The sequence below is a fragment of the Rugamonas sp. DEMB1 genome (genome assembly GCF_029834475.1).
GTDB classification, from domain to species: domain Bacteria; phylum Pseudomonadota; class Gammaproteobacteria; order Burkholderiales; family Burkholderiaceae_D; genus Rugamonas; species Rugamonas rubra.
In genome coordinates, this window is the sequence record NZ_CP122407.1 from 1,955,172 (window position 1) to 1,982,061 (window position 26,890).

The window sequence follows — 26,890 nt, forward strand, 5'->3', positions numbered from 1 at the left end:
TCAGATGCGGTGCGGGAAGCGGGCGCGCAGCGCGGCGACGAACTTGGCCGAGATGGCGGCGAAGCCGTCCGGCGTTGGGTGCAGCTCGTTGGCCCACTGGCCGGCCGTCAGCGTGCCCTGGGTGGGCACGTGGATGAAGTCGGCGTGCTGGCCCTGCAGCTCGGTGAGCAGGTCGGCGAAGCGGCTCAGCAGCTGCTTGACGATGCCACGGCCGGTCTCCTTGTCCCAGCCGCGGTCGTCCAGGCCGGGCTTGAGCCAGGGGCCGACGGTGCACACGCCGACGCCGCTGGGGATGGCGTGGTCGTAGCTGTGGACGAAGATGGGGATGCTGCGGTGCTGCGCCTGGGCGACTTTGTCGCGCGCCAGGATCAGGTCCTGGTAGGCGGCCTTGACGATGCCGAGCACGGCGTCGACGCGCTCGCTCTGCAGGCCCGGGCGGGGTCTTGTGGACCACGGCGGCGTCGGCCAGCCAGAGGCGGAACTGGTCGCCGGCCAGGTCGTTGCCGCCGCCGGAGAACAGGATGGCGTCGTACTGGCTGCCGTCGTCGCCGGCGTTGAGCTGGGCCAGCAGGCGGTGCAGCTTGGTCACGCCGAGCATGTCCTCGGCGGCCTCGCCGTAGTGGGCCAGCGACAGGATGATGGGCGACAGCGGCATCGCCTTGAGGTTGGCGATCACGTCGCTCGGCGCGAAGACGGGCAGCGGATAGTCGAACCAGCTGTCGCCCTGGGCGATCAGGTTGAGCGGCGCGGTGCCGAGCTGGTGGGTGGCGCTCTGCATCATCGCGCTGCGCTCGAAGCGGGCGCGGTGGGCGGCGACGCGGCGGTCCAGCTCCAGCTGGATGGCTTCCTTCTGTTGCGTGTAGGCGTTGGGTGCGGCGGCTGCGGTGGTGGCCATGGCGAAGCTCCGGTGGTGGCGCCGGCGACGGGCGCCGCGGTTGTGCGGGCGGGCGTTGTCAATATTGACATGGCAGAATATACAGCGTCGGCGCGCGGATAGATGCGCGGATTGTCACGGGCGGCGGCGCTCGGCGGGGCACTGGAAATGTTCGGTGCCGTGCTGCCGGTGTGCTGCCGAATGTTGTTATCATGTTTGCAAAGGCCTCGCGGCGGGCGGTGGCCGGCCGCCGCGTATGCAGCGGTGAAACTCTGGCTTGCGACAAATATGGGATTGGCGATGGCGATGCGATTGACGATAAGTGGGCGGGTGCAGGGGGTTGGCTATCGCGCCTCCCTGGCCGAGGAGGCCGTATCCCTGGGCCTCTGCGGCTGGGTGCGCAACCGGCGCGATGGCTCGGTGGAGGCTTGTTTTGATGGCGACGAGGCGGCAATCGATGCGCTCGTTCGCTGGGCAAGACGTGGGCCGCCGGCCGCCCGGGTAGCCGATGTCTGTATTGAGGATGTTGCGACGCCGTTGCCGTCGGATAGGGGGTTCAGGATTTTGCCGACCTTGTAACGGGACGGGGAATGGTCGGCCGAAGCCACTGCATGCAAGTAGCTATTGACGGGATAGCTGGCGGCGGTCTTATGAGGCCATTCTTGTACAGTAGGAATATGTTATCCTTCTGATTATATTTTTCAATCCACGCCGTTGCCTTTGATAGCCCGGGGGCGACATTTTCTTTCTGAATTCGTCGCCCATGCTGAAGATTCTAGGTAAGTCGTCATCGATTAATGTTCGTAAGGTTCTGTGGACCTGCGTGGAAATCGGGCTACCTTTCGAGCAGGAGCTTTGGGGCTCTGGCTTCAAGGCCACCGATGTTCCCGAGTTCCTCGCGCTCAACCCAAACGGAATGGTGCCCGTCATCACCGATGGGCCCGTCACGCTATGGGAGTCCAACACGATTTGCCGGTATCTGGCAGCCAAACACGGCCGCGCCGACCTGCTGCCTGCCAATCCAATTGAGCGTGCCATGGTAGAGCAGTGGATGGATTGGCAGGCGGGGGAGCTCAACAACTCCTGGCGTTATGCGTTCATGGCGTTGGTTCGAAAAAGTAACTCGCACAAGGGACCTGCGGCAGTCGCCAGCAGCATTGTTGCTTGGAACCGCCACATGGGTATTCTTGAGAATCAGCTGTGCAAAACAGGCCGGTACGTTACCGGGCCGGCTTTTACGCTGGCCGATATTGTTCTTGGCCTGTCCGTCAACCGATGGGCCATGGCGCCAATGCAACGACCAGACTTTCCAGCAATCTCGGCGTATTTGGAGCGGCTCGGCCAACGTGACGGGTGCCGATTGCATTGTTGCAATGGCGAGGTATAGCGGCAGTGCTGGCCATTGTTGCGGCTTCTCGATGGCGGTGAACGTGGGCTTCTTGCGCCGTGTTGTTCGTCTTCGGCCGAATGCGGACATCTACCCCACGTCAAGGTTGCTGTTCGAAATCCATGGTTTCGACATCGTAAATCCAATGCCAGCTATCGGCCGACTGTTCTTTGCCATCACGGGAAGGTCAAGTCCAAACCGATACTCCTGCCAAGGACGAAGGTGGCGAGCACCAGTCCCAGGAGCGATAGCGTGAAGATTGCGGCCACCTTGCCGCTCGCGCGTAGCACCGCGCGCCTCTCCTTCTTGTCTTGATCGAAATGCCACTTGATGGCGAAGAACATGCCCGTGCCGAGCACGAGGGCCTTGAACGAAGCGAAGACTATAGGGATCCAATCCATCATTTTGAGTATTTCCAGGCTATTACTTGACACTATCTATTGTGAGGAGCATTTCCTCAAAACGCTGCCTTAGCAGCTTCAGTTTTTGTTCAAACCAGCGAAGCCAATTCAATCTTGCATTATAGCCGTGCAGCACAACGTCGGCTTCGGGGGCATAAGCGGAAGTCCAGCTCAGCTGCGCCGCAAATCCAAAGCCGGCTCGAATCACGCAGTCCAGAACGTGAAAAAGCCGTTGAATCCTTGCGGAATCAACGGCTTTTTTGAATCTGGTTGCGGGGACAGGATTTGAACCTGTGACCTTCGGGTTATGAGCCCGACGAGCTGCCAGACTGCTCCACCCCGCAGACGAATTATATACAGGGCGGGGCGGATGTGCAAGGGAGAAATAAGAAATGCTTATACTTCGCCCTTTTCATTAAGCGCAGCTTATGCCGTGGCGGCGCCCAGACGCCACAGCGAGGTCAGCTCGGCGGCGCGGGCGGCGTGCAGCGGGTCGCTGGCGTCGGCGGCGCGCGGGTGGACCGGCTTGATGTCGTTGCGGCCCAGCACGGTCAGGCCGGCGGCGGCGATCCAGCCGAGCAGCTCGTCGCGGGTGCGCAGGCCGAGGTGCTCGGCCAGGTCGGACAGGATCAGCCAGCCCTCGCCGCCGGGCGCCAGGTGCTCGGCCAGGCCGTTGAGGAAGCCGCGCAGCATGCGGCTGTCCGGGTCGTAGATGGCGTATTCGATCGGCGAGCTGGGGCGGGCCGGCAGCCACGGCGGGTTGCACACCACCAGCAGGGCGCGGCCCTGCGGGAACAGGTCGGCCTCGAGCAGCTCGACGGTGCCGTCGAGGTCGAGGCGGGCCAGGTTCTCGCGGGCGCAGCGCAGCGCGCGCGGGTCCTGGTCGGTGGCGATGACGCGGGCCAGGCCGCGCTTGGCCAGCACGGCCGACAGCACGCCGGTGCCGGTGCCGATGTCGAAGCCGAGCGTGGCGCCCTTGGGCAGCGGGGTGGTGGCGACCAGCTCGACGTATTCGCCGCGCACCGGCGAGAACACGCCGTAGTGCGGGTGGATGCGGCCTTCCAGCGCCGGGATTTCGACGCCGGTGCGGCGCCATTCGTGGGCGCCGATCAGGCCGAGCAGCTCGCGCAGCGAGGCGATGAAGGGTTCCTCGCCACGGCCGTAGGCCTCGTTGCAGGCCAGTTGCACCTCGGGCGCGCGGCGCAGCGGGATGGTGTAGTCGGCCTCGAAGGGGATCAGCAGCATGGCCAGGGTGCGGGCGCGCTGCGACTGGGCCTGGCGGTGCAGGTGGAAGGCCTCGGTCGGGTTGGCGGGCGGCTTGGCCGGCTTGGCCTTCTTGCCCGGCTTGCTGTGCTTGTGGTCGGCGCGGCGCGCCAGCGCCTGCAGCAGCTGGCGGGCGTTCTGGAAGTCGCCGCGCCAGAGCAGGGCGGTGCCCTCGCAGGCCAGGCGGTAGGCGACGTCGGCGGTGGTGCGGTCGTCGGCGATGACGACGCGCTTGGGCGGCGCCATGCCGCTTTCGGAGCGCCAGCGCGCGCTGTGCTCAACGCCGTTTTCGGTCCAGTGGATTTGCGGCGTCGCGCCTTGCGGGGCCATCATTGCGCCACCTGCGTGGCATGGAGGGGGCGATGGGCGAAGTCTTGGACGGGCATGTTTGGGGCAATCGAAAGGAATAGGGTTGCGGCGATGGCGCCGGCGGTGCCGGGCACGGTCGCGGCGCTTCGTGGACGGTGTCGCTATTATACGTGGGGCGGACGGGGGAGCGGCGGGGCTGTGAGCCGGTGGCGCTGGCGGTCGGTGCGGGCGCGGCTCGTTCTTGGGAACCCCAAGGCGTGAACCTAGGGTCGGACCCGCTGGGTCCGACCCTGGCTTTGTGCCGCCGGGTCTTGCCGGCGTCGCCGGCGCCTTGGCCCAGTGCCAAGGCCGGCGGGCTTGGTCAGGCGGAGGTGCTGGCCGGCGCCGTTGCCGTCGTGGCGGCCGGCGTGGAGGCGCTCAGTGCCGGCGGGGCGGAAGGCGCACCGGGTTGGGTGGCGTAGGAATCGGCCAGCGCCTTGGCGCGGCTTTCGGCCGTGTTGGGCGGGGCGTACAGGTCGAGCGGGGTGGGGCTGTCGATCAGCTTGAGCAGGCGCAGCGTCAGGCTGCCGCCCTGGCCCTGGCTTTGATCGCCGCCGGCATCCTGAGCGCCGGACTGGCCGAGGCCGGCGGCGCCGCCGAGCAGGTTGGCGGTCAGGCCCTGGCCGATCAGTTTGAACAGGTCGAGCAGGCTGCCGGGGAAGTCGATGTTCGGCAGCTGCACGGTCGGCAGCGTGTCGGGCTTGGCGTCGTTGGCACTATTGCTTGCCTTGCCGTGGCTGTCGCCGGCCTTGCCGTGGTTGTTGGCCCGGCCGTTGTTGGCGGCGCCGGTGCTCTGGCTGATGCCGCCTTCGATCCTGGCCTCGTACTGCACCTCGACCTCGAACTCGAACTTGCGGCCGTCGGCGGTGGTGATGGTGCCTCTGCCGAGGAAGTGCGAGCTGTCGGTGAGCTGGAAGGCGGCCGTGTCGCTGCTGCCGTTCGGCCCGGAGCTGTGCTGCACCAGCGCGCCGTAGCTCGACGAGGTGTCCAGGCTGACGGAGTCGAAGGAGATCTGCGCGCCCTTGGCGGCGTCGCCGAACAGCGACTGGGCGAAGCTGCCGAGCAGGTTCTGCGCCAGGTCCACGGTGGCGTTGCCGACGCTGTCGACGCGCTTTTGCAGGTCGATGCCGCTGCGCGACAGCGTGACGTCGTTGCCGAGCGGGGCGAGCTTGGTGGATTTGGTGCCGTTGGCGGCGCCGCTCTTGCCGTCGTCCTGCGGCAGCAGCGCGGGCAGGGTGGAGCGGTAGGGCTGTGCGCCGAGGGCGGGAATGGTAGACATGGCGGCTTCCAGGAGGAGTTGTAGAGGATACAACGGCAGGGCGCGGGATTACTTGAGGGGTGGGCGTAAAAAAGCGGTTCTTCTTTGGTTCGGCGGGTGGCCGGCCTTACCCCTCGGGCAAAGGGGTCTGACCCCGTGCGGGGTCAGACCCCGGGGCGCATCGGGGTGCGGGGACAAAAGTGGCGCTGCGCGGCGGCCGCTGTTAGTGGTGGTGCGACCAGCTGCCGTCGGCCGATTCGAGGTAGGACTGGACGGCGTCCTTCTGGCCGGTGGCGTGGCGTTTGACTTCGCCGCACTTGCAGATGCCCTGGTAGGGCTGGATGTGCGAGCAGGCCGACACCTTTTGCAGGAAGACCTGCACGGATTTGGCGCACTTGGCGCATTTGAAGGTGAGCGTGCGTGGTGCTTTTAACATGGTGTTTGGGTTTTCGGGCAAAGGGGCGATTTTATCACCTGCGCTACGGCGAGCAGGAGATGGCCATGGCCATGGTCGGCCTGTGAGGCCGGGCTCAGGCGAAGACGTTGAGTGTCGGCGCCGCCAGCGGCGCGAGGTCGTAGGCGCGCTGCAGCGCTTGGCGGCGCGGCTCGGCGGACGCGTTGGCATTGCTTGTGGCGCCGTCGGCCTGCTGGGCCGGCGCCGGCGCCTGCTGGGTTTGTGCGGCGGCCAGCTCGGCGCGGGCCTGCTGTTCCAGCTGCTGGGCCTGGGCCGCGACGGCGCGGTCCGGGCCGGACGGCTCGGCCGGCGCCAGCGCGGCGGCCTGGATGGTGTGGGCGCGGCTGATGGTCTCCTGCGGCGTGCGGCCGGGCGAGGTGTCGATGTGGACCTCGCCGCCGACGGCGTAGTCGATGCCGTTGGGGCCGCGCTGGTAGGTGTAGCTGGCGCCGGAGACGGCCAGTCCGCCGGCGGCGGCCAGGTGGGCCTGCTCGTGCTGGCGCACCTCGGCGTCGCGCGCCTTGAGCTTGTCGATCAGGACCAGGGCCTGCGGCGTCAGTTCGGCGGGCGCGCCGGCGCCGGCGCGCGCTGGGGCGACCCGCTGCGCTGTGGCGGGTGGAACGGCGTTGGCGGTGACGGCGGTGATACTCATGATTGGCTAGGCCTCGCTCTGCCCCGATGATAGCAAATTTGTAGCATTTGCTTGCAATTTCGCGGCGGGCGCGGGCTGCGCGGCGGCCGCGTCTACTGCACGGTGACCACGCTCTTGCCGCCGGCCGAGGGCTGCACCATGATCTTGGTGGCGATCCGCTCGGTCATTTCCTGCACGTGCGAGATCACGCCGACCTTGCGGCCCATCGATTGCAGGCCGTCGAGGGCGTCCATGGCGACGCGCAGGGTTTCGGCGTCGAGGCTGCCGAAGCCCTCGTCGATGAACAGCGATTCGACCCGCACCCGGTTCGACGACAGCGAGGCCAGGCCCAGCGCCAGCGCCAGCGACACCAGGAACGATTCGCCGCCGGACAGCGAGTGCACCGAGCGCATTTCGCCGCCCATGTCGAGGTCGCGCACCAGCAGGCCGAGCGAGGGGTTGGCCGGGTTGGCGATGCGTTCGAGCTGGTAGCGCCGGGCCAGCTGGCGCAGGTGGGCGTTGGCGTAGCCGAGCAGGACGTCGAGGGTGAACTGCTGGGCGTAGTTGCGGAACTTTTTGCCGTCGGCCGAACCGATCAACTCGTTCATGCGGGCCCAGCGCCGTTCGACCGCCTCCTGCTGTTCGATCGCGCCGAGCATCGCCTGCGCCTGCTGGCGCCGCGCGTTGTCCTGGGCCAGGCCCAGTTGCAGCGCGGTGGCGGCGTCGTGCCGTTCCTTGCGCTCGGCGGCCAGCGCCGTCATGGCCTCGGCCAGCGTGTCGGCCGATTGCGTGCTGTCGGCCGGCGCGCCGCGCTGGTGCTGTGCGCGCTGGTCCTGCCGCTCGCGCAGCACGGCGGCGGCGTTGGCCAGCGCGCTGTCGAGCGCGCGCAGCGCCTGGCGCTCGGTGGCCAGGGCTCCTCGGGGCAGGCCAGCAGGGCGTGCAGGCCGGCCAGGTCGAGTGGCGTGTCGTCCTGCCGGCGCTGCTGGAAGGCGGCCAGCCAGTCGTCGAGCAGGGCGGCGGCCAGGCCGGCCTGCCTGGCCAGCGCGGCGAGGCGCTGGGTGGCCTGCGCGCCGGCCTCGTCGAGGCGGGTGATGGCGTGGGCGGCTTGTTGGCTGGCGCCGTGCTGGGCCTCCAGCCGCGCCTTGGCGGCGTCGATGGCGCCGCGCAGCGCCGCCTCGATGTCGCGGATCTCGCGGCCGTCCCACAGCGCCATGCGCTGGTCCTGCGCCGTCTTGATGTCGCGCTCGGCCGCCTGGAAGGCGCCGCGGGCCACGCTGGCGGCGGCGCCGGCGGTGGCCAGCGCGTCGGCCAGCGCCTTCAGTTCCACGTCGATGGTGGCCAGCGCGGCGGCGCGTTCGTCGGCGGCGCCGCGCTGGGCCAGCCACTGCCGGCTCTCGGCCTGGCGCGCCTCGTGGAAGCGCGCCGGGCCGGCCTTCCAGTCGTCCTTCCAGCCTTCGCTGGGCAGGTCGTTGCCGCTGAAGGCGGCGTCGAGGTCGTCGAGCAGGGCGCCCAGTTGCAGCGCCACTTCGATGCGCTGCTCGTCGAGCGCCTTGTGCTCGGCGTCGATCTGGGCCAGCGCGGTGCGGGCCTGCGACGTCACCTCGAGCAATTGGGCGTGTTCGGCGGCGGCCCGTTCGCAGGCCGCCTGCGTCTGGTCGCGCTGCGCGGCGGCCTGGCGCATGGCGCGCTCCTGCTGCTCCAACCGCTGCAGGCCGGCGCTGGCGGCGGCCAGCTCGCTGTGGAACCAGGCGGCGCGTTCGGCTTCGGCGGGCAGCGCCGTGGCGGCGTCGGCCAGCAGCGGGTGGCCATGCCAGGACTGGTTCAGGCGCTCGATGGCTTCCTGCAGCGTGCGCAGTTCGGCCGTCAGCACGCCCAGTTGTTCGATGCTGGCCTGGGCGCCGGCGCGCTGGTCGGCCTGCTGATCCATATTGGTTTGCGCTAGCTCGCGGCAGCGCGCCACCTCGGCCTGGAAGCCGCCCAGCATGGCCTGCATGGCGCCGTCGTTGTGGCGGTAGGGGTGTTCGAGCGCGCCGCAGACGGGGCAGGGGCTGTCGTCCTCGAGCGCGGCGCGCAGCGTTTCGACGTTCTCGGCGCAGGCCGCCTCGGCCAGTTTGAGCGAGCGCTCGGCCTGGCCGAAGGCGGCCATGATGCCGATGTGCTCCTGGCGCGCCTGCGCCAGCGCGGCGTCGGCCCGTTCGCGGTTGTGGCGCAGTTGCGCGGACTGGGCTTCGATCTGCCGGCCGCGTTGTTGGCGGGCGTCCAGTTCGATCCAGATGCGCTCGGCGCCGGCCAGCAGTTCGCGCCGCTGGTCGAGCGAGTGGCGCTGGCCCAGCAGCTGCTCGGCGGGGAAGGCGGCCAGCGCGCGCAAGGTTTCCTGGCGCTGCGCCTCGAGCGCGTGCAGGCGCTCCTGGGCGCCGGCCAGCTTGGCGGCGGCGCCGGCCTGGTCGTCGCGGTGGCCCTTGGCGCTGTGCTGCACGCGGGCCAGCGCCTTGCCGAGTTTTTCGGCCTGCGAGGCGGCTTGGCCGGCCTGGACGAACAGCACGTCCCAGCGCGGCCAGGACTGCGCCAGCGCCTGCCAGTGCTGGTGGCGCGCCAGCCAGTCGGCGCCGTTCTGCTGCGACGCTTGCAGCTGCCGGTGTTGCTCCTGCTTTTCCTGCAGCGCGGCCTTGGCGCGGGCGTCGGCCTGGCCGGCCTGTTCGCCGGCCTTGGCCGCCGCGCCGTAGGCGGGCAGCATGGCCTCGATGCGGGCGTCGAGCGCCTTGGCCTGGTCCAGCAGCGGCGCGGCGTCGCGCTGCGCCTGCTCGGCCTGCAGCAACTGCGCGGCGGCCTGCTCCAGCGCGGCGCCGGCCTGGCGTTGCGCCTGCCTCGCTTGTTCAAGCTGGACGGCGTTGGCCGCCAGCGCGGCGCGGGTGGCGTGGTGGTCGGCGTCGACGCGGGCGATGTCGGCGGCCAGCGGGCGCGCCGCTTGGACGGCGTCGATGCGTTCCAGCGCCTGGCGGCGCGGCGCGGCGGCCTCCAACTGTTCGCCGGCCGCCTGCCAGTCCAGTAGCGCTTGTTGCTCGCCTTGTTGCAGGCGGGCGGCCTGCTGGTGCCAGCGCAGGTCTTGTTCCAGCGCGGCCTTGGCTTGGTCCAGCAGCGCCACGGCGTGGTCGGCGGCGGCGCTGTCGGCTTCCAGTTCGGCGCGCGCCTCGGCCGTCAGCGGGCGCTGGTCGGCCAGGCGCGACAGCAGTCTTTGCAGGTCGGCCTGTTCCTGCTTGGCGCGCTCGAAGGCGCGCATCGAGATCTCGCTGTAGACGGTGCTGCCGGTCAGGGTCTCGAGCAGTTCGCCGCGCTCGTTGTCCTCGGCCTTGAGGAAGGTGGAGAACTCGTTCTGCGCCAGCAGCACGGCGCGGGTGAACTGTTCGAAGGACAGGCCGATGCGCCGTTCGATCTCGGCCTTGACCTCGGTCTTGGTGGCGCCGATCGGTTGCAGGCCGGGCAGCTGGTGTAGGCTCATCGCGGTCGGCTGCAGCGCGCCCTCGGCGCGGGTGCGCGAGCGGCGCACGCTCCAGCGCGCGCGGTAGCCGGCGCCGTCGTTGCCGATGAAGTCGACCTCGGCGTAGCCCTCGGCGGCGCCACGGCGCAGCAGCGCGCGGGTGTCCTGCGAGGAGATGGTGTCGCTGCCGACGTCGGGCAGCAGGCTGCGGCCGACCGCCTTGAGCAGGCGCGGCGTGGCGTCGTACAGCGCCAGGCAGAGGGCGTCGAGCAGGGTGCTCTTGCCGGCGCCGGTGGGGCCGCTGATGGCGAACAGGCCGGACGAGGCGAGCGGCTCCTGTTCGAAGTCGACCTGGAACTCGCCGGCCAGCGAGGCCAGGTTTTTGCCGCCAATTTTCAAAATCTTCATGCTGTCTGCTTCAATACGGTTGGGGTGTTCAGGCGGCGGGCAGCATCAGCTCGGCGAAGGCGCTGAGCTGTTCGGCCGGCGCCTCGGCGTTGAATTTTTGCTGGTATAGCTGGCGGAAGATGTCGTCCGGTTTCAAGCGGTCGAGCTGGTCGAGCGTCAGCGTGGCGTCCTCCGGCGCGGCGCCGCGCGGGCCGCTGCTGGTCTCGATCTTGGCCAGGCGCACCGGCTTGCCGTCGAGCGCGGCCTCGATGCGGGCGCGCAGGCCGGGTTCGGGGGCGTCCAGGCGCACGCGCACCTCCAGCAGCGGCTGGGTTTCGATGGGCGGCGCATGGGACGGGGTGTCGGCGTCGGCAGCCTCCGTGGCCGGGGTGCGGAACTCCAGCGCGGCCAGTTCGGCCAGCACCTGCTCGAGCGGCGCCGGCCGCGCCGGCACGCGCAGCAGCTGCACCGCGCGCGGCACCGGGATGGCGCTCACGCCGGCCAGCGCGGCGCCGTCCAGGTCGACCCGCAGCACCTGGTGCTGGTAGCCGATCTCGGCGAACGACAGCGGGATCGGGCTGCCGCTGTAGCGGATGTGGCCCTGCTTGCCGACCGTCTGCGCCAGGTGCAGGTGGCCCAGCGCGGCGTAGGCGATGGCCGGGCCGAAGATCCCGGCCGGCAGCATCTCGGTGCCGCCGATGACGATGCGCCGTTCGGAGTCCTGCGACATCTGGCCGTCGACCATGTGGCAGTGGCCCATGGCGACGATGGCCTGGCCGGGCTGGCGCTTGGCCTCGGCCAGCGCCAGCGCCTGGCGGTACAGCGTGGCGATGCCGGCCAGGTAGGGATCGCCGGGCGGGGCGGGGGCTGCATCGGCTGCATCGGCGCCGTCGGCCGCGTCGACAGCGGCGTCGGCGTCGGCGGCGGCCGGCGCCGGGCGCGGCACGTCGCCGGGGCGCAGGAAGGGCAGGGCCAGGCACCAGGCCTGCACGGCGCCGTCGGCGCCGGTCAGCGGCAGCACCAGCTGTTCCAGGTCGATGGCGCCGGCGGTGTCGCGCGGCACGGCGCCGACCACCCGCGTGCCGTGCGCCTCGAGCAGCGGGCCGGGCGCCTCGAGCCGGCCGGGCGAGTCGTGGTTGCCGCCGATGACGACGATGTTCAGGCGCGGCAGGCGCTCGCCGGCCTGGCGCAGGAAGCGGTACAACTGCTTCTGCGAGGCCGACGAGGGGTTGGCGTTGTCGAAGATGTCGCCGGCGATCAGCAGCGCGTCGGCCTGTTCGGCGGCCAGCGTGTCGAGCAGCCAGTCGAGGAAGCGCTGGTGCTCGTAGCCGCGCTCGAAATTGTGGAGGGACTGGCCCAGATGCCAGTCGGAGGTGTGCAGCAGACGCATGGAGTGAGTGTGGAAACGGCCAGGAAGCGCTCAATATAGCGCAATATGGGCCGGCCCAGAGCAAGCCGGCATTGACGCAGGCCGAAGCGGGGCGCGGCAAGCGGCGCGCGGCGGCGGCGCCGGCGCGCCCGGGCCGCCGTTTAGGCCGCGCTCAGGCCGCGCTCAGGCCGCGTTCAGGCGGCGTCCGAGCGGTCCGGCGCCAGCGCCGGGCCGGCGCGGAAGGTGTTGCGGCCGGCCTGTTTGGCCTCGTACAGCAGCACGTCGGCGCGGTTGAGCAGTTCGGCCGGCGACAGGTCGTCGTCGCTGTAGAAGGTCAGGCCGATGCTGGCCGAGATCGACACGACGATGCCGTTGAGCTCGAACGGCGCCTGCATCGCCGCGACGATCTTGCCGGCCAGCGCGGCGGCGTCCTCGACGCGGCTGATGCGCTCCATGATGATGGTGAACTCGTCGCCGCCGAGGCGGGCGATGGTGTCGCTGGCGCGCATGGTGTGGGTCAGGCGCGCCGAGAAGGACTTCAGCAGGGCGTCGCCGACGCTGTGGCCGAAGGTGTCGTTGACCGGCTTGAAGTGGTCGATGTCCATGTACATCACCGCCATCATGGCGGCGTTGTCGCGGCACTGGGCCATGCTGTCGTTGAGCTTTTGCAGGAAGCCGGCGCGGTTGGTCAGGCCGGTCAGGGCGTCGATCTGCGACAGCTTGAGCAGGCGCTGCTTCTCGCGCTTTTGCACGGTGATGTCCTGGCGCATGACGTGGAAGCCGACCACGCGGCCGCCCTCGGCGTCCCTCTGCGGGATGTAGACCACCTCGAAGCAGCGCTCGTAGCCCAGGCTGTGGTCGTCCTCCTCGAACGACAGCGTCTCGCCGGCCAGCGCGCTGGCGATGAACGGCGCCAGGAAGGCGTAGCGCGTGGCGCCGACCATCTGCAGCACGCTCTTGCCCAGCACGTGCAGGCCGCTGCGCGAGAACTCGCGCTCGTAGGCCAGGTTGTGGAAGCGGTAGATCTCGTCCTCGTCGAGGTAGGCGATCATCGCCGGCAGCGTGTCGGCGATGGTGCGCAGCCGCGCCTCGCTCTCGCGCAGCGCCATCACCGAGTCGCGCACCACGGTGATGTCGTCGACCGTGCCGACGTAGCCGTAGACCTTGTCGTCGATGCGCATGACGGCGATCTTGAACGAGACCCAGGCCACCGTGCCGTCCGGGTGCACCACCCGCAGCGTGTCCTGGAACGGCTGGTGGTCCCGGCTGAGCCGGCGCAGCGCCTGTTGCAGGGCGGCGCGGTCGTCCGGGTGCACCGCCGCCAGCCAGGCGTCGCCCAGCGCCTGGGCGCGGGTCAGGCCGGTGACCGCCTCGAAGGTGCGGTTGACGTAGGTGCAGTGGCCGGCCGCGTCGGCGCGGATCAGGCCGAGCGGCGAGGCGTCGTTGACGGCGGCCAGCTCGGCCTGCTTCTTGCGCATCGCCAGCTCGGCCTCCATGCGCGCGGCGATGTCGCGCGTGGTGACGGCGACGCCGTCGTCGATGGCGACGATCTGGTGGTGCAACCAGTGCGGCCCGCCGGGCAGGAAGCTGAGCTGGAACTCCTCCTCGAGCGGCTGGCCGGTTTGCAGCACGGCCAGGTATTTGTCGAGGTAGCCCTCGCTGCGCAGCGCCGGCAGCACCTCGCACACGCGCCGGCCGAGCAGCTCGGCGCGCGGCAAGCCGACCAGCGCGGCGCCGCGCTCGTTGAGGTCGGCGAAGGTGAAGTCGACGATGCGCCCGCCGCGGCGGCCGTGCTCGCGGCAGGCCTTGAGCAGGAACACCGCGTCCAGGCTGGCGTCGGCCGCCGCGCGCTGCATGTGCTGGGCCTCGGTGGCGCGCCGGGTGGTGCGGCGCAGGCGCGCCGCCTGCTGCATCAGCAGGCCGACGAACAGCAGCACCAGCGCCGAGGCCACCAGCAGGGCGCCCAGGTAGCGGCGGCGCAGCTGCTCGAAGCGGGCCAGCGCGTTGCCCGCCTCGATGCCGACCACCGCCATCAGGCCGTAGCGCGGCAGCTCGCGGTGGCTGTAGATGCGCTCGATCCGGTCGAACGGGTGTTTGAGCAGCAGCTCGTCGCCGGCCCGCACGGCCGGCTCGGGGGCGGCGAAGTCGATGCTGTCGCTGACCACCAGCTGGCCGCCGACGCGGCCGGTGCTCAGGCCGCTGTCGCGGCCGATCAGCAGCACCGCGCCCTGTTCGTCGACGTTGATGCGGTCGTAGTCCTCGACGAAGTTGGTCGGGTCGATCATGATGACGAACACGCCGGCGAAGCTGCCGTCGGCGTGGTTCAGGCGGCGCGACAGCTGCACCAGCCAGCGCTTGGTGCGCGGCTCGACCAGCGGGGTCGACACCAGCACGATGTCGTTCGGCTCGGCGGCGTGGCTGGCGAAGAAGGGCTGCCGGCCCAGCGCCGGGTCGAAGCTGCCGTTGCGGCTGTCGAGCAGGCGGCCGTCGGCGCCGAGCAGGGCCAGCGGCGGGTCGAGCTTGGACGGCAGCAGCGAGTCGAGCAGGCCGTCGCGGCGGCTGAACTCGTCCAGGCGCAGGGTGCCGCCGCTCTGTTCGAACTTCAGTTTGAACAGCTGGGTGGCGTGGTCGCACTGGCGCAGCAGGTGGTCGGAGTGCTCGGCCAGCGTGCGCGCCAGCGACTGCGCGCGCAGCACCGCCTCGAGGTGGGCGTTGTCGCGCTCCTGGCCGATCTGGTAGGTCACCGCCGCCCACATCGAGGCCAGCAGCGCCAGGGCGAAGGCGGGCAGCAGCAGCGCCCGGTACAGGCGGCGCAGGGGCGTGTTAAGCGTGCTCAATTGGGCGTCGGCGGACAAGAGTCATGGCGGCGGTCTTTCCCCGGCGCGGGCCGGTGTCTCATGTTTTCCCCATTCTGCCCGGATTTGCCGCGCTTGGGGGCTTGCCCTGAGAAAATATTCGGCCGGCCCGGGCGACGCCGCCCGGCGGCGGGCCCGGCGGTGGCACAAAAAATACAGGAATTGCCGATTTCTCATTAGAATAGGCGTGCCGCGCCGGCCGCCGTCGGCGGCGACGCTGGCAGACGACAAAAGAGACGACAAAAGGACCCGGGATTTGACCGAATTGACACTCAGCCTGGCCGCCGCCCGCGCGCTGCACCTGGCCGCGCAGGGGCTGCTGCAGCCGCGCCGCCGCAAGGCCAGGGCGGACGACCTGCTGGCCGCCATCCGCCGGATGGGCGTGCTGCAGATCGACACCATCCACGTCGTCGCGCGCAGCCCCTACCTGGTGCTGTGGAGCCGGCTGGGCGACTACCCGCAGGCCTGGCTGGAGCAGCTGCTGGAGGACGGCGCGCTGTTCGAATACTGGGCCCACGAGGCCTGCTTCGTGCCGATCGAGGACTACGCCCTGTACCGCCACCGCATGCTCGACCCGGCGGCGATGGGCTGGAAGTACTCGGCCACCTGGATGCGCGAGCGCCGCGCCGAGGTCGACGCGGTGCTCGAGCACATCCGCGTCAACGGGCCGACCCGCTCGTCCGACTTCGAGCGCAGCGACGGCAAGGCCGGCGGCTGGTGGAGCTGGAAGCCGGAGAAGCGCTCGCTGGAGGTGCTGTTCACCACCGGCGCGCTGATGATCGCGCGGCGCCACAACTTCCAGCGCGTCTACGACCTGGCCGAGCGCGTGCTGCCGGACTGGGACGACGGCCGCCTGCCGACGGCCGAGGCGGGCGCCCGCGCGCTGCTGCTGAAGGCGGTCAAGGCGCTCGGCCTGGCCAAGGCCGGCTGGACCGCCGACTACTTCCGCAGCAAGGGTGCGCGGCCCGACCTGGCGGCGCTGGTGGCCGAGGGCGCCCTGCTGCGCGCCCGCGTCGCCGGCTGGGACGAGCCGGTCTACATCCACCCCGAGCACGCCGAGTTGGCGGCCGCCGCCGCCGCCGGCGCGCTGACGGCCAGCCTGACCACCATCCTGTCGCCGTTCGACCCGGTGGTGTGGGACCGCCGCCGCGCCCTCGAGCTGTTCGACTTCGACTACCGGCTGGAGTGCTACACGCCGGCCGACAAGCGCCGCCACGGCTACTTCTGCCTGCCGATCCTGCGCCGTGGCGCGCTGGTCGGCCGGGTCGACGCCAAGGCGCACCGGCGCGACGGCGTGTTCGAACTGAAGGCGCTGCACATGGAGCCGGGCCTGCGGCTGAGCGCGCGCCTGGTCGACGACGTCGCCGCCGCGCTGCACCGCTGCGCCGCCTGGCACGGCTGCGCGCAAGTGCGGCTGGAGCAGTGCGCGCCGCGGGAGTTCGCCGCGCCGCTGGCGGCCGCGCTGGCCGCCGACGCGCAGCGGGAGGCGGCATGAGCATCCAGCAGCCGGCCAGCCGGCACGACGAGGGGCCGGCCGCGCTGCCGGCCGCGCCGGCCGGCGTGATCGGCGCCGACGGCCTGCCGCGCTTCGGCCGCTACGCCGGCCAGGTGGACGGCTTCGACTGGGCCGCGCTGGCCGCGCCGTACGCGCGCGGCGCGCTGTGGCGCCGCTTCCACCACAAGCGCTGGCACTATGTGGCGCTGGCCACCGAGCACGTCTTCTGCGCCGTCGCCATCGTCGACGTCGGCTGGACCAGCACCGCCTTCGCCTACGCCTTCGACCGCGACGACGCCGACATGATGGCCAACTTCTCGCAGGACGGCCTGCCGGGCATCTCGGCCAGCCTGGCCGGCCACGCCGGCGGCGCCAGCCGCTTCCGCACGCGCAAGAGCAACATCGCGATCGACAGCGACGGCGCCGGCCGCCACCGCCTCGAGCTGCGCTGCGACCACGTCGAGATCGACGCCGAGTTCGGCCCCGGCGCGGCGCCGCTGCTGCTGGCCGTCGGGCCGATCGCCGGGGGGGCGGTGCACGCCACGCAGAAGTCGTCCGGCATGCCGCTGACGGGCCAGGTGCGCACCTGGCGCGACGACTACGACCTGGCCGGCGGCGTGGCCAGCTACGACTACTCGAACGGCCTGCTGGCGCGCGAGACGGCCTGGCGCTGGGCCTCGGCGCACAGCCTGGAGCTCGGTTTCAACCTGCAAGCGGGCTACTTCGGCGCCAACGAGAACGCGCTGTGGCTGGACGGCCGCATCTACCCGCTCGGCCCGGCGCATTTCTTGTACGACGCCTCGGACCCGCTGGCGCGCTGGCACATCTTCACCGAGGACGACCTGCTCGAGCTGCACTTCACGCCGGACGGCGCGCGCCGCGAGGACAAGAACCTGCTGGTGGCGGCCAGCCGCTACCTGCAGCCGATCGGCACCTTCACCGGCTGGGTCAGGAGCGGGCCGGAGCAGCCCAAGCGCATGGTCCACCAGCTGGTCGGCGTGACCGAGGACCACCACTCGCGCTGGTAGAAAAACAACACCCGGCACGACGCAACGACAGAAAGCGGCACGCGGCGGCGCACGGCAGCGATAATGCAGGCATACGCCAAAGGGCCCGGACCATGAGCATCAGAAATCTCGACCGATTGTTCAAACCCCGCTCGGTGGCCGTGATCGGCGCCTCCGAGCAGGCGCAGCGCATCGGCACGCGGGTGCTGGCCAACCTGGCCGAGGGCGGCTTCGACGGCGTCATCTGGCCGCTCAACCCCAAGTACGACATGCTGCACGGCCTGCGCTGCTACCCCAGGGTGGCGGCGCTGCCCGGCGCGCCCGACCTGGCCATCCTGTGCACGCCGCCGGCCACCATCCCCGGCCTGATCGCCGAGCTGGGCGCGCGCGGCTGCCGCGCCGCCATCGTCATGACGGCCGGCCTGGGCGCGCTCAAGGGCGGCGGCGGGCGCAGCCTGCGCCAGGCCATGCTGGACGCCGCCAAGCCGCACCTGCTGCGCATCCTCGGCCCCGGCAGCGTCGGCCTGCTGGTGCCGGCGCTGGGCCTGAACGCCAGCTTCGCCCACATCGGCGCCGGCGCCGGCAAGCTGGCCTTCGTCTCGCAGTCCGGCGCGCTGGGCACGGCGGTGCTGGACTGGGCCAGCCTGCGCGGCATCGGCTTCTCCAAGTTCGTCGCCATGGGCGAGGGCGCCGACATCGACTTCGGCGACCTGCTCGACTACCTGGCGGCCGACAACGACACCTCCGCCATCCTGCTCTGCCTGGAGCAGGTCAGCGGGGCGCGCAAGTTCATGTCGGCCGGCCGCCTGGCCGCGCGCGGCAAGCCGGTGATCGTGCTGAAGGTCGGCCGCGACCGCGAGGGCGACGCCGACGCCGTGTTCGACGCGGCGATCCGCCGCGCCGGCATGCTGCGGGTGCACTCCACCGAGGACCTGTTCGACGCCGTCGAGACGCTGGCGCGGGCGCGCGGCCAGCGCGGCGAGCGGTTGGCGGTGATGACCAACGGCGGCGGCCTGGGCCTGATCGCCGCCGACGCGCTGCTGGCCGGCGGCGCCCAGCTGGCGCCGCTGTCGGCCGCCACCGCCGAGCGGCTCAGGCAGATGGCCGCGCCGGCCGCCAACCCGCTCGACCTGCTGGCCGACGCGCCGGTCGAGCGCTACGCCGGCGCCGTCGCGGCGCTGCTGGGCGAGCCGCAGGCCGACGCGCTGCTGTTCCTGCACGCGCCGACGGCGATGGTGCCGAGCCTGCGCATCGCCGAGGCGGTGGCGCCGCTGTTGCAGGCGGCCGGCAAGAACGTGCTGTCGTGCTGGCTGGGCGGCAGCGCGGTGGCGGCGGCGCGCCAGCTGTTCGCCGGGGCCGGCCTGCCGACCTACGACACGCCGGAGAAGGCGGTGCACGGCTTCCTGCAGATCGCCCAGTACCGGCGCAACCAGGACCTGCTGATGGAGGTGCCGGCGCAGCTGCCGGCGGCGCCCGAGCGGGCCGCCGCGCGCGCCGTGGTGGCCGCCGCGCTGGCCGCCGGCCGGCGCGAGCTGAGCGAGATGGACAGCCAGGCGGTGCTGGCCGCCTACGGCATTCCGCTGGCCGCGACGCGGGTGGTGGCCGACGTCGAGGGCGCGCTGGCGGCGGCCGCCGCGATCGGCTACCCGGTGGCGCTGAAGGCCAGCGCGGCGGCGCTGGGCCGGCGCGCCGACGTCGGCGGCGTGGTGCTCGACCTGGAGTGCGCCGACATGCTGCGCGCCGCCGCCGGCGCCATGCGCGACCGCCTCAAGCGGCTGCGCCCGGACCTGGCCGGCACCGGCTTCGTGGTGCAGCAGATGGCCCGCCGGCCGGAGGCGCAGGAGCTGGCCATCGGCGTCCACAACGACGCCGTGTTCGGCCCGGTGATCGTGTTCGGCCAGGGCGGCCTGGCCGCCGAGGTGGCGGCCGACCGCGCCGTCGGCCTGCCGCCCTTGAACATGGTGCTGGCGCGCGACATGGTCGGGCGCACCCGCGTGGCGCGCCTGCTGGCCGGCTTCGGCCAGCGCGCGCCGGCCGACCTGGAGGCCATCGGCCGCACCCTGGTGCAGGTGGCCGAGCTGGTGGCCGACCTGGCCGAGCTGGCCGAGCTGAGCATCAACCCGCTGCTGGCCGACGCCGCCGGCGTGCTGGCGCTCGACGCCCACATCCGCCTGGCGCCGCCGCGCCCCGCCTGCGCCATGGCGATCCGGCCGTATCCGCAGGAGCTCGAGCAGACGGTGGCCTGGCAGGGCGGCAGCGTGCTGCTGCGGCCGATCCGCCCGGAGGACGCGCCGCAGCACCTGGCCTTCTTCAACGCGCTCGACCCGGACGACGTGCGCCTGCGCTTCTTCTCGGCGATGCGCGAGCTGCCGCCGGCCCAGCTGGCGCGGCTGACGCAGATCGACTACGACCGCGCCATGGCCTTCATCGCCACCCGCGCCGGCGCCGACGGCCAGCCCGAGACGCTGGGCGTGGTGCGGGCGGTGGCCGACCCGGACAATTTCAGCGCCGAGTTCGCCATCGTGGTGCGCTCCGACTTGAAGGGCAAGGCCTGGGCCTGGTGCTGTTCCAAAAACTGGTGGATTACTTCCGGAGTCGGGGCACGGCCGAGCTGAGCGGCGAGGCCTTGTCCGAAAACGGTGGCGTGCAGCACCTGGTGCGGCGCTTCGGCGGCGAGGTGTTGCCGCGCGATGAGGCGGGAACGGTCGGATTGCGTCTCGAATTGCAAGGAACTCGGCCGCGCTTGTGCTAGGTCAAAACGGTCTTGTCGGGTTTATTTACACTTTTACTTCCGCGCTGTCCGTCGAGTGTCACAAACTTGCCGGGCAGACACACCATCGTCGGCGTCCCGCTCAGACGCAACGTTTCCTGGGAGTCAGAATGTTAACGGCCACCTATACCCTGGTAGCTCTGTCGGTCGAGCAAGCCAGCGTGCGCGTCAGCCTGCAATCGTTTCAACAATATGTGCGCGCCAACCTGATGCAGCAAAACAGCATCACCCTGGGCCAGCTGGAGTACGCCTGCGAGACCCTGAACCGGCTGTACCAGGCCTGCCACTGGCGCAAGATCGAGATGTATTTGATCCCGGCGATCCGCCAGGCCACCGAGCGGGCCGACCAGCTGCTCGACGAGCTGAGCCGGCTGAACCAGGCGGCGCTGGCGGTGATCCGCGCCATGCAGGAGCGCATCGGCGGCCTGCACGAGGGCGCCGAGGAGCAGGTCAGCCAGATCTGCGCCAGCATCGAAACCTTTTGCAGCGCCCTGTTGCAGCGCCTGGAGAAGGAGGAGAAGGAGCTGTTCGCCATCGCCCGCAGCGTGATCTGCGGCGAGGCCTGGTTCGCCATCGCCAACCAGTTCCTGCTGCACGACGCCAAGGTGGTCGAGGCGCGCCGCAGCCGTTCGGCGGCGCCGATCGCGCTGCCGGCGGCGGGCGCCGAGCGCCAGTTGTCGCCCCGCTTGGCGCTGCTGCCGCTGCCGCCGCTCGACATGGCCGAACCGTCCGATCTGGCGGCCGCGCCGCGCGCCGCCGACGCCCTGGCGCTGGCGCCGCTGGGCCTGGCGCTGGCCGATCCGCTGGCGCGCCAGCACGGCCGCAGCTAGGCCGGCGGGGCCGGCGGCGGCCCCGAAAGCAGCATCGCCGGGCAAACTTCCCCTGCTTTGCTATGATGGTGGTTTTCCCCCACCCATAGCTCACCATGTTCGATTTCCTTTTTAAACGAGCTACCGACAAGTCCGCCGAGCCGCAACGGGCCTCGGCCGCCTCCGAAGCCAGCGACGGCGCCGCCGCCCAGGCCGCGTCCCGCCGCGACGAGCAGACCGCCCGCGCCCGCCTGTTGGCCGGCGACGAGGCCGCCGCCGTGGAGTTGATCCTGCAGAGCGAATTCGCCGGCGTGCGCCTGGCCGCCGCCGAGCACGTGGTGTCGCAACCCGCGCTGGAGCAAGTTTTACTGGCCATGCGCAACAGCGACCGCCGCGTCGCCAAGCTGATGCAGGGCCGCCTGGACGCGATCCGCTATCGGTTTGCCGAGCAGCAAAAAGCCCAGACCTGCATCGCCCAGGCCGAGCGCCTGCTCCAGGACGAGAAATTGACGCCGAACATGGTGGCCGACCTCGACCGCCAATGGTCCGTCACCGCCGCCGCCGCCGAGCAGGCCGAGCGCTTCGCGCCGCAGCGCGCCGCGCTGGCCCAGCGGCTGGAAAGCCAGGTCAGCCTGCAGCGCGCCGTCATCGACGCGCTGGCCGAGCTGCGCGCCCTGCCGGCCGCCGGCCTGGCCCCGGCCGCCGCCGCCGAGGCGCTGGAACGGCTGCGCGCCGTCCACGCCGCCGCGCTGGCCTCGGCCGAGCTGACCTCCCTGCCCAAGCATCTGCTGAACGACGTCGCCGCCGCCTTGGAGTCGGCCGGCGCCGCCCTGCAGGCGCTGCAACAACACCAGGCCGTGTTCGACGCGCGCCAGGCCGCGCTGGCCGAGTGGCAGGCCGCCGCGCCCGACAGCCTGGGCGCCGAGCAGCTGCGCCGCGCCTGGCAGGCGCTGGGCGCGGTGCCGGCCGGCGAGCTGGCCGCGCGCCAGCAGGCCGAGTTGGACGTGGTGCTGGCCGCCGTGGCGGCCGCCAACCCGCCGCCGGCGCCGGTCGAGCGCGGCGACAAGGCGCGCGACGCCAACGCCGCCAACGCCGCCAGGCCGGCCAAGCCGGCCAGGGCAGGCAAGGAAGACGACCAGCAGGACAACAAGCGTTTCGTCGAAACGCTCGACGCGCTGGAGGCGGCGCTGGAGCAGGGCCTGCTGCACGCCGCCGCCGAGCACGACAAGTGGCTCAAGGAGCACAAGGGCGGGCGCCTGACGCCGGCCCAGTCGGAGCGCCTGGCGCACCTGCGCGCCGAGCTGAAACGCCTGGGCGACTGGGCGCGCTGGGGCGGCAACGTCTCGCGCGAGGAGCTGGTCAAGGCGGTCGAGGAGCTGGCCGCGCAGGGCCTGGCGATGAGCGAGCTGGCCAAGAAGGTGGGCAGCATGCGCGAGCGCTGGAAGGGCCTGGACGCCGTCTCCGGCCACGCCCCCAAGGCCTGTGGGAGCGCTTCGACGCCGCCTGCAGCGCCGCCTACGCGCCGGCCGCCGCCCACTTCAAGCAGCTGGCCGAGGAGCGCCACCACAACGCCGCCAAGGCCCAGGCGCTGATCGACGAGGTCGGCGCCATGGCCGGCACCGAGCACGCCGACTGGAAGCAGGTGGCCGCCGCCGCGCAGCGCCTGCGCCAGGTGTGGGGCCGCCTCGGCACCATCGACCGCAAGGAAAAGAAGAAGTTCGACACCGCCTTCGAGCACGCCATGACCGCCATGATGGCGCCGTTGGCCGAGCAGCGCGCGCTGGAGATGGCGCGCCGCGAGCAGCTGATCGCCGAGGTCGAGGCGCTGCTGCCGCATGACCGCAGCACGCTCGACGTGATGCGCCACCTGCAGGAGCGCTGGCAGGAGCAGGCCAAGGCGCTGCCGCTCGAGCGCAAGGCCGAGCAGGCGCTGTGGCAGCGCTTCCGCGCCGCCTGCGACCACCTGTTCGCCCAGCGCAAGGAGAGCGCGCACGCCGCCGACAGCGAGCGCAAGGTCCACCTGCACGCCCGCGAGGCCATCTGCGCCGGGCTGGAGGCGGCCGCCTTCGACGGCGAGGACAAGGCCCAACTGGCCGCCATCGCCGCCGCGCTGCGCGACGCCGCCAGCGCCTGGCACGGCGCCGGCGCGGTGCCGCGCGCCGCCGAGGCCAAGATCACCCAACGCTACCAGGCCGCCGTGGCGGCCGTGCAGGCCCAGGCCGACGCCATCAAGCGCCGCGCCGGCGCCGCCCAGGCCAACGCGCTGCGCGACAAGCTGCGCCTGTGCCAGGCCCTGGAGGCCACGCTGGGCCGCGACGACGCCGCACCCGACGGCGCCGCCGACGCGGCCGACTGGAGCGGCCGCTGGCAGGCCCTGCCGCCGCTGGCGGCCGAGTACGAGCGCGCGCTGCACGGCCGCTTCAAGGCCGCCCTGGGCGCCCTGGACGGCCAGCGCGGCAGCTACGCCGCCCAGCTGGAGGCCAACCGCGCCCGCCTGCTCGACGAGGTGCTGCGCCTGGAGATCGTCGCCGGCGTCGACAGCGGCGCCGAGTTCGCCCGCGAACGCCTGAAGATGCAGGTCGAGGTGCTGCAGTCCTCGCTCAAGTCCGGCCAGAAGCCGCTGACCCAGGCGGCCCAGTACCTGCAGCTGTGCGCCATGCCGGCGCTGGCCGACGACCGCACCGCCAGCCGCATCGAGCAGCTGTTCCGCCGGATCGGCGCGGCGGAGGCGAAATGAGCGCCCCCGCCGCCGTGAAGCCGTTCCAGGTGCGCATCCAGGAATGGGACTTCGACCTGACGGCCGAACTGGCCAAGCTGCGCGCCGACAATCCCAAGGTCGGCGCGGTGGTCGGCTTCGTCGGCACGGTGCGCGACCTGAACGAGGGCGCCGAGGTGGCGCAGATGGAACTGGAGCACTATCCCGGCATGACCGAGCAGTCGATCGCCGCCATCATCGAGCAGGCCAGGCAGCGCTGGCCCATCTACGGCGCGCTGGTGATCCACCGGGTCGGCCCCTTGCAGCCGCTCGAGCAGATCGTGCTGGTGGCGGTGACGTCGGCGCATCGCGGCGAGGCCTTCGCCGCCTGCGAGTTCATCATCGACTACCTGAAGACCGAGGCGCCGTTCTGGAAGAAGGAACAGACGCCGGAGGGCGCGCGCTGGGTCGACGCCCGCGTCAGCGACGAAACGGCGCTGAAGAAGTGGGGCGGCGCCTAGCGCATGCGGCCAAGCCGAAAAACCCAGGGTCAGGCCCGAATGCAGCTAAGTTAAGAAACCCCACCGGCGTCAATCCAGGGTCAGACCCTAGGGTCTGACCCTCGTGCCGCGCCGCCGGCGCCTTGACCGCGCCGCATGAATCCGGGCTATTTGACCCAGATCATGGAATTATCATTTAAATAGGAGTCTCCTTGAAAACGGATCGCACAGCCCAACCTGTAGCGCTAAGTTAAATTCACCGGAGCACCTCCATGCGGCAAGACAAACTCACCACGAAGTTACAGGAAGCCCTGGCCGACTCGCAAAGCTTGGCCGTAGGCAACGACAATCCCTATATCGAACCGGTCCACCTGCTGACCGCCCTGCTGAACCAGGACGACGGCAGCGCCCGTTCGCTGCTGCAGCGCGCCGGCGTCAACGTCGGCGGCCTGAGCAACGCGCTGAAATCCTCGCTGGAGCGCCTGCCCAAGGTGTCCGGCACCGGCGGCGACGTGCAGGCCAGCCGCGAGTTCATCGCCGTGCTGAACCTGGCCGACAAGGAGGCGCAGAAACGCGCCGACCAGTTCGTCTCCAGCGAGATGGTGCTGTTGGCGCTGACCGAGGACAAGTCCGACGCCGGCAAGCTGTCGCGCGAGAACGGCCTGAGCCGCAAATCGCTGGAGGCCGCCATCGACACCGTGCGCGGCGGCGCCAAGGTCGACTCGCAGGAGGCCGAGGGCCAGCGCGAGTCGCTGAAAAAGTACACGCTGGACCTGACCGAGCGCGCCCGCGCCGGCAAGCTCGACCCGGTCATCGGCCGCGACGACGAGATCCGCCGCGCCATCCAGGTGCTGCAGCGGCGCACCAAGAACAACCCGGTGCTGATCGGCGAACCGGGCGTCGGCAAGACCGCCATCGTCGGAGGGCCTGGCGCAGCGCATCGTCAACAACGAGGTGCCCGATTCGCTCAAGGGCAAGCGCGTGCTGTCGCTCGACATGGCGGCCCTGCTGGCCGGCGCCAAGTACCGCGGCGAGTTCGAGGAGCGCCTCAAGTCGGTGCTGAAGGAACTGGCGATGGACGAGGGCCAGACCATCGTCTTCATCGACGAGATGCACACCATGGTCGGCGCCGGCAAGGCCGAGGGCGCGATGGACGCCGGCAACATGCTCAAGCCGGCGCTGGCGCGCGGCGAGCTGCACTGCGTCGGCGCCACCACGCTCGACGAGTACCGCAAATACATCGAGAAGGACGCCGCGCTGGAGCGCCGATTCCAGAAGATCCTGGTCGACGAGCCCTCGGTCGAGGCCACCATCGCCATCCTGCGCGGCCTGCAGGACAAGTACGAGCTGCACCACAAGGTGGCCATCTCGGACGCCGCCATCATCGCCGCCGCCGAGCTGTCGCACCGCTACATCACCGACCGCTTCCTGCCCGACAAGGCGATCGACCTGATCGACGAGGCGGCCTCGAAGATCAAGATCGAGATCGACTCCAAGCCGGAGGTGATGGACAAGCTGGAACGCCGCCTGATCCAGTTGAAGATCGAGAAGGAGGCCGTCAAGAAGGAGAAGGACGAGGGCTCGCGCCGCCGCCTCGGCCTGATCGACGAGGAGATCGTCAAGCTGCAGCGCGAGCTGAACGACTACGAGGAGATCCTCAAGGCCGAGAAGGCGGTGGTGCAGGGCAGCACCCACATCAAGGAGGAGATCGAACAGGTCAAGCTGCTGATGGAGCGCGCCACGCGCGAGAGCAACTGGCAGCGCGTGTCGGAACTCCAGTACGGCAAACTGCCCGAACTGGAGGCCCAGCTCAAGCAGGCCGAGAAGATCTCCACCGTGGCCGCCGCCGCGCCCAAGCTGCTGCGCACCGAGGTCGGCGCCGAGGAGATCGCCGAGGTGGTCTCGCGCGCCACCGGCATCCCCGTCTCGCGCATGATGCAGGGCGAGCGCGACAAGCTGCTGCACATCGAGGAGAAGCTGCACGAGCGCGTGGTCGGGCAGGACGAGGCGATCGTCGCCGTGGCCGACGCCATCCGCCGCTCGCGCGCCGGCCTGTCGGACCCCAACCGTCCATACGGCTCGTTCATGTTCCTCGGCCCCACCGGGGTCGGCAAGACGGAGCTGAGCAAGGCGCTGGCCGGCTTCCTGTTCGACACCGAGGAGTCGATGATCCGCATCGACATGAGCGAATTCATGGAGAAGCATTCGGTGGCCCGCCTGATCGGCGCGCCGCCGGGCTACGTCGGCTACGACGAGGGCGGCTACCTGACCGAGGCGGTGCGGCGCAAGCCCTACAGCGTGATCCTGCTCGACGAGGTCGAGAAGGCCCACCCGGACGTGTTCAACGTGCTGCTGCAGGCGCTCGACGACGGCCGCATGACCGACGGCCAGGGCCGCACGGTGGACTTCAAGAACACCGTCATCATCATGACCTCGAACCTGGGTTCGCATAAGATCCAGGCGCTGGAGGGGGCCGAGCCGGCCGTGGTCAAGCTGCAGGTGATGGCCGAGGTGCGCTCGCACTTCCGTCCGGAGTTCATCAACCGCATCGACGAGATCGTGGTGTTCCACGGCCTCGACGAGAAGAACATCGGCGCCATCGCCAAGATCCAGTTGAAGATCCTGGAAGACCGCCTGGCGCGCATGGAGATGGGCTTGACGGTGAGCGACCTGGCGCTGCAGAAGATCGCCGAGGCGGGCTACGATCCGGTGTATGGCGCGCGTCCGCTGAAACGGGCGATCCAGCAGCAGATCGAAAATCCGCTGTCGAAGCAGATCCTGGCCGGCACCTTCGCGCCGAAGGACACCATCCGCATCGATGTGCGCGACGGCGCGCTGGTGTTCGAGGCCGGCGGCACGTTCGAGCCGGGCAGCAAGTAAGACAGCATGTAATGTAGTAAGTAAGCCAAGCT

At 70.6% G+C, this 26,890-nt stretch carries 19 protein-coding genes, 1 tRNA gene and 2 pseudogenes; 11 read left to right on the forward strand and 11 right to left on the reverse strand.

Going from position 1 to position 26,890, the window contains the following annotated elements:
* Complete coding sequence (locus tag QC826_RS09010) at window positions 1-405, reverse strand: hypothetical protein (protein WP_279765265.1); 405 nt, start codon at window positions 403-405, stop codon at window positions 1-3.
* A 40-nt stretch (window positions 406-445) separates the two neighbouring features.
* On the opposite strand from QC826_RS09010, the gene QC826_RS09015 reads away from it, so the two are divergent.
* The 3 genes from QC826_RS09015 (at window position 446) to QC826_RS09025 (ending at window position 2,261) form a co-directional block, all read left to right on the forward strand.
* On the forward strand, window positions 446-997 hold the full coding sequence (locus QC826_RS09015; RefSeq protein WP_279765266.1) for a hypothetical protein: 552 nt from the start codon (window positions 446-448) through the stop codon (window positions 995-997).
* Window positions 998-1,453 (forward strand): acylphosphatase, encoded by a 456-nt coding sequence (locus tag QC826_RS31215; protein WP_313872847.1) that lies wholly within the window; start codon window positions 998-1,000, stop codon window positions 1,451-1,453.
* A gap of 184 nt (window positions 1,454-1,637) precedes the next feature.
* Window positions 1,638-2,261, forward strand: a complete 624-nt coding sequence (locus tag QC826_RS09025) for a glutathione S-transferase family protein (protein WP_279765267.1) — start codon at window positions 1,638-1,640, stop codon at window positions 2,259-2,261.
* Window positions 2,262-2,437: 176 nt separating this feature from the next.
* On the opposite strand, the gene QC826_RS09030 is transcribed toward QC826_RS09025, so the two are convergent.
* The 10 genes from QC826_RS09030 to QC826_RS09070 all read right to left on the reverse strand — a co-directional run bounded on the left by QC826_RS09030 (window position 2,438) and on the right by QC826_RS09070 (window position 14,684).
* Entirely contained in the window at window positions 2,438-2,665 is a 228-nt protein-coding gene (locus QC826_RS09030; protein ID WP_279765268.1) for a hypothetical protein, read from the reverse strand.
* A 264-nt stretch (window positions 2,666-2,929) separates the two neighbouring features.
* Window positions 2,930-3,006 (reverse strand) — tRNA-Met (locus tag QC826_RS09035).
* Window positions 3,007-3,088: 82 nt separating this feature from the next.
* Window positions 3,089-4,258 (reverse strand): methyltransferase, encoded by a 1,170-nt coding sequence (locus QC826_RS09040; protein ID WP_409567781.1) that lies wholly within the window; start codon window positions 4,256-4,258, stop codon window positions 3,089-3,091.
* A gap of 337 nt (window positions 4,259-4,595) precedes the next feature.
* Entirely contained in the window at window positions 4,596-5,552 is a 957-nt protein-coding gene (locus tag QC826_RS09045) for a hypothetical protein (RefSeq protein WP_279765269.1), read from the reverse strand.
* 202 nt (window positions 5,553-5,754) lie between these two features.
* Window positions 5,755-5,967, reverse strand: coding sequence for a hypothetical protein (locus tag QC826_RS09050; RefSeq protein ID WP_093387293.1), 213 nt, complete (start codon window positions 5,965-5,967; stop codon window positions 5,755-5,757).
* A 94-nt stretch (window positions 5,968-6,061) separates the two neighbouring features.
* A complete protein-coding gene (locus QC826_RS09055) occupies window positions 6,062-6,637 on the reverse strand; it encodes a putative metalloprotease CJM1_0395 family protein (RefSeq protein WP_279765270.1) in 576 nt (191 codons plus the stop codon).
* 92 nt (window positions 6,638-6,729) lie between these two features.
* Window positions 6,730-7,467 (reverse strand): SbcC/MukB-like Walker B domain-containing protein, encoded by a 738-nt coding sequence (locus QC826_RS31220; RefSeq protein WP_313872848.1) that lies wholly within the window; start codon window positions 7,465-7,467, stop codon window positions 6,730-6,732.
* A complete protein-coding gene (locus tag QC826_RS09060) occupies window positions 7,374-10,499 on the reverse strand; it encodes an AAA family ATPase (protein WP_313872849.1) in 3,126 nt (1,041 codons plus the stop codon). The genes QC826_RS31220 and QC826_RS09060 overlap by 94 nt, the downstream gene beginning before the upstream one ends.
* A gap of 28 nt (window positions 10,500-10,527) precedes the next feature.
* Window positions 10,528-11,868, reverse strand: coding sequence for an exonuclease SbcCD subunit D C-terminal domain-containing protein (locus QC826_RS09065; protein WP_279765271.1), 1,341 nt, complete (start codon window positions 11,866-11,868; stop codon window positions 10,528-10,530).
* Window positions 11,869-12,041: 173 nt separating this feature from the next.
* Complete coding sequence (locus QC826_RS09070) at window positions 12,042-14,684, reverse strand: diguanylate cyclase domain-containing protein (RefSeq protein ID WP_279765273.1); 2,643 nt, start codon at window positions 14,682-14,684, stop codon at window positions 12,042-12,044.
* A 274-nt stretch (window positions 14,685-14,958) separates the two neighbouring features.
* On the opposite strand from QC826_RS09070, the gene QC826_RS09075 reads away from it, so the two are divergent.
* The 8 genes and pseudogenes from QC826_RS09075 to clpB all read left to right on the forward strand — a co-directional run bounded on the left by QC826_RS09075 (window position 14,959) and on the right by clpB (window position 26,858).
* Window positions 14,959-16,197 (forward strand): winged helix-turn-helix domain-containing protein, encoded by a 1,239-nt coding sequence (locus QC826_RS09075; RefSeq protein WP_279765274.1) that lies wholly within the window; start codon window positions 14,959-14,961, stop codon window positions 16,195-16,197.
* On the forward strand, window positions 16,194-17,225 hold the full coding sequence (locus QC826_RS09080) for a DUF2804 domain-containing protein (protein WP_093387061.1): 1,032 nt from the start codon (window positions 16,194-16,196) through the stop codon (window positions 17,223-17,225). Before QC826_RS09075 ends, QC826_RS09080 begins: the two co-directional genes overlap by 4 nt.
* Before the next feature lie 92 nt (window positions 17,226-17,317).
* A pseudogene (locus QC826_RS09085) lies at window positions 17,318-19,956 on the forward strand (bifunctional acetate--CoA ligase family protein/GNAT family N-acetyltransferase).
* A 128-nt stretch (window positions 19,957-20,084) separates the two neighbouring features.
* The gene (locus QC826_RS09090; RefSeq protein ID WP_279765275.1) at window positions 20,085-20,804 is read left to right on the forward strand and encodes a hemerythrin domain-containing protein; all 720 of its coding nucleotides are present in this window, start codon (window positions 20,085-20,087) and stop codon (window positions 20,802-20,804) included.
* A gap of 95 nt (window positions 20,805-20,899) precedes the next feature.
* Window positions 20,900-22,375, forward strand: coding sequence for a hypothetical protein (locus QC826_RS09095; RefSeq protein WP_279765277.1), 1,476 nt, complete (start codon window positions 20,900-20,902; stop codon window positions 22,373-22,375).
* Window positions 22,264-23,520: a DUF349 domain-containing protein gene (locus QC826_RS09100; RefSeq protein ID WP_279766425.1), complete on the forward strand. Its 1,257-nt coding sequence runs from the start codon at window positions 22,264-22,266 to the stop codon at window positions 23,518-23,520. Before QC826_RS09095 ends, QC826_RS09100 begins: the two co-directional genes overlap by 112 nt.
* The gene (moaE, locus tag QC826_RS09105) at window positions 23,517-23,999 is read left to right on the forward strand and encodes a molybdopterin synthase catalytic subunit MoaE (RefSeq protein WP_279765278.1); all 483 of its coding nucleotides are present in this window, start codon (window positions 23,517-23,519) and stop codon (window positions 23,997-23,999) included. The genes QC826_RS09100 and moaE overlap by 4 nt, the downstream gene beginning before the upstream one ends.
* Window positions 24,000-24,250: 251 nt before the next feature.
* Window positions 24,251-26,858 (forward strand): annotated as a pseudogene (gene clpB / locus QC826_RS09110) (ATP-dependent chaperone ClpB).
* Window positions 26,859-26,890 lie beyond the last annotated feature (32 nt).